This is a genomic window from Spirosoma arcticum, from assembly GCF_054779955.1.
Map to the genome: position 1 here is coordinate 1 of NZ_BAAGXG010000040.1, position 12754 is coordinate 12754.

Consider the following 12754-nt stretch of genomic DNA (forward strand, 5'->3'; position numbering starts at 1 on the left):
GCCACCCAACGAGCAGGATCTAGCTAAAGGTCATTCTCGCGCAGTCAAGTTAGAAGGGGAACAAAAATAGGGCTTCACTCCCCATTTTCATCCTGACCAGCCCCGGCCAGAATCGGACGTTTTTCTGAACGGCGACTGAGTAGGAGAGAAGGGGCTTGAAACGGTCCTTTTTGCGTTCAATAAACCCGTTCAGTTTAATAGTTCAGTATTCCTGACCTAGTCGTGGTTTAAATGAACGATTAAACAAATATTACTAAAAAATTTGATATATCAATTTTCAAAAGCTCCAATTTTATTGCATATAAAGAATGATTTATAAAGTAGTTTTACCGGATCAGATGATCCACGTTTGAGGTTGATTCCAATTGAATCATTAACCTATCCTATCAAAGCTAAACCAACTCTAGAATTCTAAGCCCTAAGCTGTTATGCAAATTCATTTGCTTGATGTCGGAACTACAAAATATGGTGACTGTATCCTAATAACTCATAATGATCACAAAATTCTGATTGATGGGGCGCATCCAGGAGATCGCCCTCGAATTCTTCCTCAATTGAAGAAATTATTGAATCAGGAGCCTCCCTTCTCAATCAACTTGTTGGTAGTGACACATTGTCATTTAGATCATATAGGAGATTTGCCGAATATGATTTCTAGGGGGGATTTAAAAGTTGATACGGCTTTGGTTGCTGATGAAAAAATGGGCTGGGGAGTGGGTGTCGACGGTTCTGGCCCTACTGATGCGCTGCATTTGACTGATTCTAACAAATCGGTACTTTATGCATTACGTGAGGAAGATTATTCTGATTTGCCAGATTTAGAAATTGCTCAGTTTTTAGATGATGCATTAACCCTTGAAGATAAATACAAAGGAATGCTTGCTGACCTTTTAAGCCAAGGAACTGATATCATTCGGTATGGACGTGACCCAGATTCTAAAATTGCTCAATTGGAACAAGCATTTGCCGACTTAGGATTAAAAGTTTTAGGCCCGACTCAAGACCAATTACTTATTTGTGCTGAAGAAATTGCAACAACATTGGGAATTGTAGGGGATCAGCTTTCCGAAATCTTTCCTGCCGATGATTCCGCCAATGACTGTGTCCAGCTTTATAAGCGTTTTATTAATGTAGTTCATCCAGTCTTGATAGATGATAAGAGTCGCGATGGAGCGGCTCTTAACAATCAGAGTATCGTTTTAGCTTTTGAGGTTGATGGAAAGAGAGCACTTTTAGCAGGTGATATGCAACTTGTTGACCCTGAAAATGAGAACCTTATTCCATTAATTAAAGAATTAAGAAAACAAATCATTGACGCTGGGCCATATGATTTCATCAAACTGCCCCATCACAGCTCTAAAAATGGATTCGATAAAACTCTATTGGCAGAATGGACGCCCACACAATTATTTGCTCATTCAGGTGGCATTAACGATCCTGTTCATCCTGATCCTGTGGTTTTAAAATTATTAGATGCTAATCATTCACAATTACAGTATGCGCGAACAGATCGCAATGGGCTTATAACAGTAAATTTTCAAGGTCAACCTCAATTAATAATTAGTCGAGGTAAAATGAATGACTTCACTGTAAACCCAAAACCACAGAAAGATAATTTGGAAAGTCCTTCTTCGATAAATGAGTCTAAAAACGAACTTATGCAACTAAAACCTGCTAAACCAATATTGCCTTCCATTGGACAACAGGTTGTTGACGAGCTTGGAATAGTCGAGGTGATAATAAAAATCCCGCATTCATCAACTAGAGTGACCCTAACTATCGATATTGATCCAGAAAAAAAAAAGCTGAATCAGGAAGACTAACAAACTTGATTACTCCACCTAAAGAAACACGATCTGATAGCTTAATCATTGGTAATGGTAGAATACTACCTAATTTAATTATTGTTACATCCAGCTCAAAGCTTGCCCGTAATATTGGAACGGTAGAAACTAATCAGATTCTTCAAGCGATTATTAATGACACAAACTTACAATTGATAGACTTACCCATTGATGCTAATACTGCTGAGCAAGCCGCTTTAGCACTGCGGCCACATTTACAAAATTCGAAACTTGTCGGGGTTGTCATCTTGGGGGGATATGATGTTGTTCCTGCGTTACGATTAGATGTTTTGGACATTGCTTTACGTCAACGATTGATTCAAACGAAAGACATTATACAAGACCAAGACAATTTTATTGTCTGGAGTGATGATATATACGGTGATCGTGATGGAGATTTTTTGCCAGAACTTCCTGTAAGCCGTATACCAGATGGCCATTCAGCTGCTGTGGTCATTTCGGCTCTTCAAACTCAAAACTTTTCTCCAAATCAGCGCTTTGGTATCCGGAATTTAAACCGTCCGTTCGCAGATAGTATATTTCCCTTATTACCCGGCAGTGTTGGTAATTTAGAAGTTTCAGCAACGTTTGGCCCAGCCCATATTTTGCCTAACTCACCTCGCGGTGCCGTCTATTATATGCTTCATGGTTCTAACCTAGACGGTACACGCTATAGTGGTGAATTAGCAGATACGTCTGGTTTTGACGCAATTACTATTGCCAATATACCCAAATCGACACCTGGAACGATTGTCCTTACTGGTTGTTGTTGGGGAGCATTAACGGTTTCTACTCCTGCTGTATTAGCACAACCAGGTACCATTGTTAAATCACGAGGGCCTGAAACCTCTATCCCAATAGCATACTTGTTAGCTGGCGCTCAGGCATTTGTAGGATGTACTGGATCTCATTACTCCCCAAATATTCCTCCTTATAATAACGGAGGAAAACCGATGCACGAAGCTTTTTGGAAAAATATCCGAAATGGGATTCCTCCAGCAAAAGCACTTTTCATGGCAAAGAAAGATTATATTCGTGATATGCCAAATCGAACATCGGATTCTGATCCATTTGGACAAGCTGCTGAACTGAAAACCTTTCATCAGTTTACCTGTTTAGGATTTGGTTGGTAAAACACAATTTATATACATATATTGTACCAATTAAACTTTTTGGGGCTATCAGCAAGTTATCCTTAGCAAAGAGGAGGTGTGTTATGGCAAAAAAAACAGCAGTACAAATCATACATGAAGCAATGCCAGGCATGGAGATTGTCAAGAAGAAGCCAGAAGTAGTGGCAGATTCATTTCAAGCCATTCCCCGATCTGCCGATTCAATGACAACACTTCGCAGAAAATACACCGGTTCAGCAGTTGAATCGCTCAAAGAGAAGTATTTAGGGGTTGACTCAACTAAGAAATCAGCACTTAGTACAGATTCAACTACGCCTGCCAGCACGACTCAGGCTTTTACTGTCCGTCCCAAAAAGACAGTTGGAAATAACCTACCGGGGGATGAGAGAACCGTTTTAGTTGATATTGTAAAAGGGGAAATTAAGCTCATATCGGGATAACCTCTTAGGGCGCGTGGACAATTACAAGAGCAAAATCATGACCGATGCTAAATAGACGAATGCCACAAAGCTACTGGCCGTCTTTTCGTAACGGGTAGCTATCCGCCGGTACTGCTTGAGTTTGTTAAAATAACGCTCTACTTTGTTACGATCCTTGTACAGATTCTCGTCGATAGGCCGGCACTCAAGCCGACTCTTTTTAGCGGGTATGACCACTTCGACGTTTGCTTTTTGCAAGGCATTAACCAACGAATTGGCGTCATAACCCCGGTCGGCTAAGACCGCATCCACTTGATAGTCAGCCAATAAAGCCTCCGCCTGGGTGATAGCAGCCCGCTCAACCACCGTCAGAATGATGCGTAGCGGGTTGCCCAAGGCATCGACTGTAGCATGAATCTTGGTGCTCCAGCCGCCCACCGATTGGCCGCACCGGCGGCCCGGCTAAACACTCACTGGCAGGATCACTTTTTTTTGACCGGCTGCGTGTTGATGTGCCCGCACGACTGTCGAGTCGATCATCAGCCAGTCTAAGTCTGGCTCCTGTAAGGCCTCAAAGACGTTTTGCCAGACGCCTGTCTTCGCCCATCGTCGGAACCGGCAGTATTGCTTGGCGGCTGCTGGCCTTTTTCGTTTAAACGACATTGATTCTTACGATCCTCCTCGGATCTATTCAACATCACTTTAGGTCATCAGCGGATTGGCTTTATCTGTTCAGTAATATACCTACTGTTATTAGCAATTACTGGTTTCATTATGAGTCCATTGCCAGTTGACTTGCAGATTCTTCACAAACATACATCATCATAGGTTTTGGCCTTGCTTCGTGCAAATGAAAAAAATATCTCACTTATCTGCAATATTATTGCAATATTTGTGATATTTGCATGACAAATCGATACATTTATCTCAGAAAGCGAGATAAATGTCACAGCTTATGCATACGGAGATTCTTAAAATCATAGAAGGAGGTTTAAATCGTGACTCAGCAAAGGTGTCCAGCTACGCACGATTGTTGGAAGAAAATTTAAGGAAGGAAGGTGATGCTAAGCTTGCTGACCGGATTAGTAAGGTATTACGAAACCAGAAAGGGGGGATGGTGTTTCAAGACCAACTGTTTTCTCCTCCTGTTGATCAGGATAGCCGGTTGAATATGGCAGATGTGATTATGCCAGGTAATGATTTGCCCAAATTACAGCTTAATCCCTCAGTTCAGCTAGCTTTAACCGATTTCATGGCTACGCTCACTCATCGAAATGAGCTGCGAAAACGTGGAGTTGATGTTGCTTCTACACTTCTTCTATATGGTCCTCCAGGGTGTGGCAAAACAAGTATTGCTCACTATATCGCAACAGTTCTTGACCTTCCTTTAATTATTACCAGATTTGATAGTTTGATTTCTTCTCTGCTAGGTAGTACGGCAAAAAATATAAGGAAGCTATTTGAATATGCTAGCAGTCGTCCATGTGTATTATTTATTGATGAGTTTGATGCGATTGGAAAAGCTCGGAATGACCAACATGAATTAGGCGAATTAAAGCGGGTGATTAATAGCTTATTACAGAATATGGATGAATTCGCCAATCAAGGCATCCTTATTGCTGCTACCAATCATCAAGAACTATTAGATAGAGCAATTTGGCGTCGATTTCAGCATATTATTGAAGTTACTATACCCGAAAAGGATGAAATCCCTGTCTTACTATCCACTTTCTTGGGTGATCTAAATGATGAAATTGCTCACTTACCAAAGAAATTATTAGATAGCTTAACCAATCTGTGCTACGGTTTTTCTCATTCAGATATTCGGTCGATTTGCCATGCAACCGTTGCAAAATCCATTATCAACCAGCAACTAATGGTTCGGCTTGAGGATTTGTTGTTACAAATCTTCTTATTCAAGCACAACAATAATTATAGCCAAACAGACTTAGTTCGGTTTTTAAATGAACACGGCGTAACTCAACAGTCTATAGCAGACCTATTGAAAATATCGTTAAGGCAAGTTCAAAATCATTTAAATAATCGCTCCTAATGAACACGGATGATGCCTCTTCAAAAAAGAATTTACCAGTAAAGCTATTTAGCAAACGGGTTGAAACCGATGACCGAAGAACTGAGGGTATGGGTAACAAAGATTTACCACCCTGGGCTTTATTGTCAATGGAAGAACTAGAAGAGCGGGCAGAATTGATTCAAGAAGTTCTGAAAGAAGTTACCGATTCATTTATTAATCGAAAAAAAGAAAGAGAATTTATACCGGCTGTCGTAAAGGTTCAGCTAAATGAAGCCGCTATTGCTAAATCGCATCGTGCCGATATTGCTGGTTTGTTTAATACAGGTACAACATACAATTTAATAGGTTTCACAAATGAAGCTGAATTATTAGTAAAAATTAATTCACCAGCAGATTCAAGCATTGTTAGCCGTAGACTAGATCGTCCAGTTCGTTACCAAAAAGGTGTAGCAGCTGTTACGGAGTTGACTCAATTTGAGCCAATAATTGAGTTGGAACAGTCTATGAATGCAGACTTAGAACCATTGAAAGTTAAACTTATTAATTTTAAAGACTTTGAAGTAAACCGTGCCGTTAATCAAACTTTCACCTCATTGTGTTCTGAATTGAAAATCGAGGCAAGATCTATCCAATACACACCAGAATTAACAATTTTTCGTCTCGCAAAAGTAACCGCCGATTCAATTAAAGAAATCGAAGCCTTTGAAGCGCTAGAGTCAATGACTTTTATGCCGAAATATACTGTCACGGCAGACAATTTTAATACTGATGCTGAAGAAATTACGATAAAACAGCCGCAGAGTGGTGTAGATTATCCAATAGTTGGCATTTTAGATTCTGGGATAGCCCAGATCCCTCACCTTAAACCTTGGCTCCTTGAGCGTACATTAAAGAAAGTGCCCGATGATCGAACACGCCGAGAGCATGGGACATTTGTTGCGGGTGTTTTAGTTTATGGGGACGAATTAGAAAAAGATTCTTTAACAGGACTAGAAGGTTGTCGACTGTTTGATGCAACTGTATTTAGTGATTTGTACAAAGGTGAAGTAGAAGAAGGCGATTTAATAGATTATATACGGGAGGCTGTAGAAGATAATACAGATATTCAAGTCTGGAATTTATCATTGGGATTAGATACAGAAGCTGATTTATATCAATTTTCCGACATTGGTACTTTTCTGGATGCTATCCAACAAGAGTTCGCTATATTAATCTGTAAATCAGCAGGTAACTGTAAAAACTTTTCTAGAGGTTTACCAAGATCAAGAATTTCGAGATCAGCTGATACAGTACTGTCATTAGTAGTCGGTTCTGTATCTCATAAACGGACAGGTTTTGAGCAAGCAGAACCGTTTCACCCTTCACCATTCTCTCGAATTGGCAAAGGCCCCAGTTATATCAATAAGCCAGATCTAAGTCATGTTGGTGGCAATGCAGGAGTCAATCCATCAAATGGAAGAATTGATTTCGAAGGAGTAAAATCGTTTTCCGCAGATGGCCAGATTAGTCGAAACATTGGAACAAGCTTTTCAACCCCAAGAGTAGCAGGATTAGCTGCAGGATTAAGTCACCAATTGGAAGGCGAATTTGATCCATTGTTAATTAAGACTCTAATAATTCATTCAGCTAAATATCCGGCCACGCTTGACTTACCCTTCAACGAACGGGTGAAACAGATGGGATATGGTATTCCGGGAAAGATAGATGATATTCTGTTTAATGACCAATATGAAATTACCATAATTATGCGAGATAATTTAGAAAAGGGAAATTTTATAGAGATAACAGATTTCCCGTTTCCACAAAGTCTAATCGAAAATGGGCATTACTATGGTGAAATAATCGCGACACTTGTCACTAATCCATTATTAGATAGTAACCAGGGAGCTGAATATTGTCAATCAGATCTAGAAGTTATGCTAGGTACTTATGATTCTTTGAAAAAACGATTTAAACAAAATGGCAGGCCTCGACCAAATCCATTAGGCTTAGACGGTAACATTAACGTTTTATATGATCAATTATATCCGTCACGCTACAGAGTAAAAAATGTTGGAGAATTTGCAAGAGAAAGAATGTTACTAAAATACGGCGACAAATATCAACCAGTAAAAAAATATGCGGTGAAACTTGAAGAAATGACACCAGGAAGTAAGGACAAAGCCTTACTAGCTCCAAAAAAATGGTATCTAAAGATTCAAGGCTTGTATCGGGATGCAGTAACAACACAAGCAGAGGCAAATAATTATAGCCTAGGTCAGGAGTTCTGTTTAGCAATTACAATTCGTGACCCAAATCGGAAGCATAAAGTTTATGATCATGTAACACAAATGCTTGATTCATATAACTTCATACATTCAAATATAAATTTACGAAACAGATTAAGGGTGGGTCGTTAATATTTCAAATCGTCTACGGTAAAAAGCTTAATTCAGTGATAAATTGTACAAAAAAAAGATATTACGTTCGTAAAGTTAGCTTTGTAAATCTTAAAGAATGTGAGTTTTATGAAAGCCCCGATTGCAATATTATAACATCAACTTTTAAATCAGTACTTAGTTCGACTTGAAGTGGTCTAAGTTTCCTTGAAAATTCAGAAAATTCATTCTAACGTATAAATCTTATCATTAGCATCTTTATATACCAATACAATTTTTGATATTCGCGTTAATAAGTTGGAGAGTAATTTTGAGAGTTTCGGACATTGATACAATATTATAAACACTAAAACAGACTATCCTGTACATTTGGGTAGCTAACTAAAGCAACCGCCGCAGTTCACATGGAAGCAAATAGAAAAACCGTTTTTATCTCATATACTTGGGAAACCAGAGAAAATCCAGAGCATAGAGAATGGGTTCGCAAACTGGCGGACGACTTGTCTGAGATATATGGAATTTTTGTACTTCTAGATCAATATGAGCTGGCACTGGGAAAGTCGCTGACTCTTTTTATGGAGAGGTCCATAGAAGTAGCCGACAAGGTATTATCGATATGTACACCAATCTATAAAAAGAAGGCTATGACATCAGAGGGAGGAGTTGGATATGAACACTCCCTAATCACCGCACAGCTCTACGATCTTCAGGCAGAAAATGACAAATTTATTGCGGTTTTACGGCAAGGTACCAAGGAGTCAAGTATACCAGGATATCTAAAAACCTTGGTTTATCAGCCAATGGAAAGGGATGATCTGTATGAAGCATATTTGTTGGAACTAGCTCAAGAAATTTATGGCTTTAAAAAAATCAAGAAACCTACTCTTGGTTCCATACCTGACTTCGACAATCTTCCTTCTATTGACCCCATCACGCTTCGTGGGCAAAAACAACGCAAACGACAGGAGTTGGAACGGAAGAAGGAATTGTACCTACAGTCACAAGCCGCTATAATCAAGGCGAATGCATACGTTAATGAGTTAATTAACACACTTGAGGAAAAGGTTAAGCAATATACCGAAGCGAGTGTACTAAGTATAGCATTTTCCAAGTCAGACAGATTAGGAAACTATGATAAATGTGTGTTATATACGGACATTGGCTATTGTATACTCATTTTATGGTTTCCAGATAACGGAAACTTATTAAACTCAAAATTTCGATTACGGTATTATAAAGGGAATATACACCATGATATGTATGGAAGAATTAGCCTAGATAGCCCAAATCCAGTCTTTTCGCCCGATCAGGTCTTTTCATTTACTGTAGATGATAACCTCGAAAGCATTTGGTGTAATACTATATCTAATGAATTTTTCAAGTCTGATAAATTGATTAAAAGTATTTTCGTTTGGGTGTTAGACCGTACTGATGAATATGACCAAAAGCGTAGTTAATAATAACATTGGCACAATCGGGGTATTTCAGAACGGATCAGATCCTATATCGTCCAATAAAAGGGCTGTCAAATGTATTTATTGAACGGGGTAAACCCTTAAAAATCAGAGTGATATTTACTATTGTTAGTACTTGATAAAATCGTTCACGAAAACCCTTGGCCAAATGGACGCTAAATGTTGAATAGAGAAATAGGGTGACTCTTACTATTGGTGTGTCTTGTCCGAGAATAGGTTGACCATCATCGCAAGCAGATGGACCACTTATTTTTGCTTCGTACTCAGGCGCATGAGCTTAAGATGCGTCAAATGGTTGAAGAGATCAACCTGGGTCGGCTGACAATTGATCAGGCCATGGCCAAGTTTAACGTTTTGACTCGCCACACGGTTAGGAAGTGGCTGGATCGAGTCCGCCACGAGAACTTCCAGCGCGCTGATGTCATGAAACAAGCCAGTCAGCAGCCACCGCCAACCCTGGTTGAGCAGATGGCTCACAAAGCCGATGAGTTAGCAGGACGAGTCAAGCAACTGGAAAAAGAACTCGAGCAATCTCAGATGCAGGTACGCTACTATACTACCGTCATCCGGGTTGCCGAGCAGGAGTTGGGCATCGCCATCGAAAAAAAGTTCGATACCAAGCCATCCAACTCTTGCGAGTAACCTACCCCCATTTTCGCCTAAGGCGGGTAGGTGGATTGTTTGGTTTTAGTCGACAGGCGTTTTACCAGCACAAGAGCCGTCAGATAACGGGGGAGGAGCGGGATCAGCAGGTGTTAAGCTTGGTCGAGCAACTTCGAAGCGATCACCCTAGAATAGGGGGAAAGAAGCTCTACGAGCTAATGAAAGAAGAGTTGGTGGAAAGGGGAATAAAGATGGGACGTGACTCCTTATTTGATTTATTAGCGGCTAACCATCTGTTAATCAGAAAGAAAAGGCGTAAGATGATGACTACGTTCTCGCGTCATCGCTTCCGAAAGTATCCAAACCTGATTAAAAATTTGACCATTCTACGGCCTAATCAGGTTTGGGTCGCCGACATCACGTACTGGTTGACGGAGGCTGGCTATTTGTATATATCTCTGATCACCGACGTCTATTCCCGGCGGATCATGGGATTTGCGGTGGCTGCTACTTTAGAAGCGGTACATTGTCGACGAGCCCTGGAGATGGCCCTCAAGCAGATTACCAAACGAATGGGCAAGCAGTTGATTCACCATAGTGACCGCGGTATCCAGTATTGCTGTGATGAGTATGTGCAGGTCGTTGATAGCTACCACATCCGGATTAGTATGACCGAAAACTCGGACCCACTGGAGAACTCAATTGCCGAACGTATCAACGGAATTCTCAAGCAGGAGTATCTGAGTCATCAACCGGTTCGGAGCCTGGAGGAGGCCTACGATCTACTGGAGAGAGGGGTGTTTCTCTACAACTATAAGCGGCCGCATCTGAGCTGCAACATGCTCAGCCCCAATGAGGCCCATAGCAGTTATGGTCCCCTGGAACGACGCTGGAAAAACTATTATAAACCAACCGGTTCAGAAGATAAAAAGTAGCGTAAATTCGGACTATGAATAAAAGGGTAAATGTATTTCAGGACTAACTCAAAACGGTCAACATTTTCCCGGACGATACAGTGCCTGAAAGCGTTCACGTAATAGTTGCTTTTTCTGAACAATAACTATGAAAAATACAAAATAGTTAAAACCTATAGTAAGCCTGCTCCATAGCCAATATAACGGCAAATTACTATTCTCGTAAATTTATAAAATCGAGGAGTGTCTTCATTTGAATGTGATCAGGCATAACCAGTTAAGTAAATGTATGTCGCTTTGCCAAATCGCACGCTTGCGCCAGGGCAACCCATACGCCGTGGTCGGACTGCCGCACTACTGGCATCCCGGTGCGGGCCGAATATCGGTGCAACGGCCGTTTGGGACCCATGACTAATAAAACATCACATAAAGACTTTGATAAGCCTCCCCTAGCGGTTGTACCTCCCCTGTGTTGGTCTATCCAAACAAAAAGCTCGAATCATAGCGATTCGGGCTTTTTGTTTGGATGGCAATGGGTAACCGATTGATTAGGCTATTCTGTCTTCAGCACCCGCACCACCTTTGTTTGACTATGGCTACTCACCTTAAGCAGGTATACGCCCCCTGAACGGCCCAACTTCACGCTAATCCGTTCCATAGCAGCCGCCTGCCCGATGCACTCCTCGCTAACAGGGCCACCCAGTAAGTTGGTCAAGGTCACCCGCAGCGGCAGGTCTTCAGCCCCGCTCACCTCCACTTGCACCGTCTCGCCCACGACCGGGTTGCCCAGCACTATCACCCGCAAGCGACGCTCCGGCTCACCAGCCCCAAGCCGGGCTCGGCCACAGGCGGCCTTCAAATCCCACACCAAACTCACAACCACCCCGTTCTGACGAGCCTCTAAGAGGAAGGGTTGCACGTCGTTAGCCGTTCGCGAGCCTTCATCCACAAACTGGTTGAGATTCGTCGTCCAGTCGGTGATGCCCGGCACGGCCCGGTACTCAATCGGGTTGCCATTGCCCCCACTCGTGTTGAAGGTAAACGCTCCTGTAGCGCAGTTATAGGTTGGAGCCAGCAGCACCAAGGCTGAACCAACCGGTGGGTTGATGGGCGGAGTACCCGGACCGACTGGGCACTGAGCGCGGATGTTCCATAAGTAAGTCACCGTCGTGCCGTTTTGAGTAGCTGACAGGGTAATCAGGGGTGCATCAGGCGCGGTGCGCAAACCGGTATCGACGAATTGGTTGGGGTTAGTCGTCGGACCGGTAATGCCGATTGCAGCATAAGTAATTGGTGAACCCCCCCCCCCGCTGGTGTTGAAGGTGAAGGCCCCTGTAGTGCAGTTATAAGTCGGAGCCAGCAGCGTCAGGGCACCACCTGGTGGAGTAACGGGCGGAGTGCCGGGACCAACCGGGCACTGAGCGCGAATGTTCCACACATAGGTCACGAGTGTGCCATTCTGGATAGCGGACAGCGTAATCAGGGGTGCATCGGCAGCGGTGCGCAGTTCCTGATCAACGAATTGGTTAGGGTTAGTCGTCGGACCGGTAATGCCGATTGCAGCATAAGTAATTGGTGAACCATCCCCCCCGCTGGTGTTGAAGGTGAAGGCCCCTGTAGTGCAGTTATAAGTCGGAGCCAGCAGCGTGAGCGAACCGCCACCGGGCAAGGACGGAAGTACAGTAGTGATATAAACGGCGGTAGCTGACAGCCCGCCCGTTAGGGTGCCGTTACCCAGATCCGTGCCCACCAACGAGACCGAGTAGACGCCGGCCGTAGTAGGCGTACCGGCCACAATACCGCTGGCGGTGCCCGTATAACTCAGGCCGGGTGGCAGCCCAAAAGCCTGAACGGCAATGGCCTGCCCATCGGGATCGGTGAACGAAGGCGTGTTCTGAAAATAAGCTATGCCAACCGTTGCCGTCTGACTGGGAATGCTGGGCGCAACGGGCG

General features: G+C 42.6%; 8 protein-coding genes and 2 pseudogenes. 8 read left to right on the plus strand and 2 right to left on the minus strand.

All coding sequences use genetic code 11. The features are described 5' to 3' along the window. Positions 1 to 428 precede the first annotated feature (428 nt). The 3 genes from ACYVHB_RS32455 (at position 429) to ACYVHB_RS32465 (ending at position 3417) form a co-directional block, all read left to right on the plus strand. Entirely contained in the window at positions 429 to 1823 is a 1395-nt protein-coding gene (locus ACYVHB_RS32455) for a ComEC/Rec2 family competence protein (RefSeq protein ID WP_461056207.1), read from the plus strand. 5 nt (positions 1824 to 1828) lie between these two features. Further along, positions 1829 to 2977 (plus strand): hypothetical protein, encoded by a 1149-nt coding sequence (locus ACYVHB_RS32460; protein ID WP_461056208.1) that lies wholly within the window; start codon positions 1829 to 1831, stop codon positions 2975 to 2977. Between the two features lie 83 nt (positions 2978 to 3060). Then, the gene (locus tag ACYVHB_RS32465) at positions 3061 to 3417 is read left to right on the plus strand and encodes a hypothetical protein (protein WP_461056209.1); all 357 of its coding nucleotides are present in this window, start codon (positions 3061 to 3063) and stop codon (positions 3415 to 3417) included. Between the two features lie 21 nt (positions 3418 to 3438). Here ACYVHB_RS32465 and ACYVHB_RS32470 read toward each other — a convergent pair. Next, positions 3439 to 3837, minus strand: a pseudogene (locus ACYVHB_RS32470) (IS5 family transposase); the annotation flags it as partial. Positions 3838 to 4351: 514 nt separating this feature from the next. Between ACYVHB_RS32470 and ACYVHB_RS32475 the strand changes: the two are divergent. The 5 genes from ACYVHB_RS32475 (at position 4352) to ACYVHB_RS32495 (ending at position 10822) form a co-directional block, all read left to right on the plus strand. Further along, positions 4352 to 5449 (plus strand): AAA family ATPase, encoded by a 1098-nt coding sequence (locus ACYVHB_RS32475; RefSeq protein ID WP_461056210.1) that lies wholly within the window; start codon positions 4352 to 4354, stop codon positions 5447 to 5449. Then, positions 5449 to 7830: a S8 family peptidase gene (locus ACYVHB_RS32480; RefSeq protein WP_461056211.1), complete on the plus strand. Its 2382-nt coding sequence runs from the start codon at positions 5449 to 5451 to the stop codon at positions 7828 to 7830. The genes ACYVHB_RS32475 and ACYVHB_RS32480 overlap by 1 nt, the downstream gene beginning before the upstream one ends. 383 nt (positions 7831 to 8213) lie before the next feature. After that, positions 8214 to 9266: a toll/interleukin-1 receptor domain-containing protein gene (locus ACYVHB_RS32485; protein WP_461056212.1), complete on the plus strand. Its 1053-nt coding sequence runs from the start codon at positions 8214 to 8216 to the stop codon at positions 9264 to 9266. A gap of 255 nt (positions 9267 to 9521) precedes the next feature. Beyond that, positions 9522 to 9926: a hypothetical protein gene (locus ACYVHB_RS32490; RefSeq protein ID WP_461056213.1), complete on the plus strand. Its 405-nt coding sequence runs from the start codon at positions 9522 to 9524 to the stop codon at positions 9924 to 9926. Then, entirely contained in the window at positions 9917 to 10822 is a 906-nt protein-coding gene (locus tag ACYVHB_RS32495) for an IS3 family transposase (protein ID WP_461056214.1), read from the plus strand. Before ACYVHB_RS32490 ends, ACYVHB_RS32495 begins: the two co-directional genes overlap by 10 nt. Before the next feature lie 532 nt (positions 10823 to 11354). Here ACYVHB_RS32495 and ACYVHB_RS32500 read toward each other — a convergent pair. Beyond that, positions 11355 to 12754: pseudogene (locus ACYVHB_RS32500) on the minus strand (T9SS type A sorting domain-containing protein); the annotation flags it as partial.

What these genes read in the sequence shown, in the direction of transcription:
- ACYVHB_RS32455 (WP_461056207.1), top strand. Translation starts at nt 429, where the DNA reads ATGCAAATTCATTTGCTTGATGTCGGAACTACAAAATATGGTGACTGT.
- ACYVHB_RS32465 (WP_461056209.1), top strand. Translation starts at nt 3,061, where the DNA reads ATGGCAAAAAAAACAGCAGTACAAATCATACATGAAGCAATGCCAGGC.
- ACYVHB_RS32475 (WP_461056210.1), top strand. Translation starts at nt 4,352, where the DNA reads ATGCATACGGAGATTCTTAAAATCATAGAAGGAGGTTTAAATCGTGAC.
- ACYVHB_RS32480 (WP_461056211.1), top strand. Translation starts at nt 5,449, where the DNA reads ATGAACACGGATGATGCCTCTTCAAAAAAGAATTTACCAGTAAAGCTA.
- ACYVHB_RS32485 (WP_461056212.1), top strand. Translation starts at nt 8,214, where the DNA reads ATGGAAGCAAATAGAAAAACCGTTTTTATCTCATATACTTGGGAAACC.
- ACYVHB_RS32490 (WP_461056213.1), top strand. Translation starts at nt 9,522, where the DNA reads ATGGACCACTTATTTTTGCTTCGTACTCAGGCGCATGAGCTTAAGATG.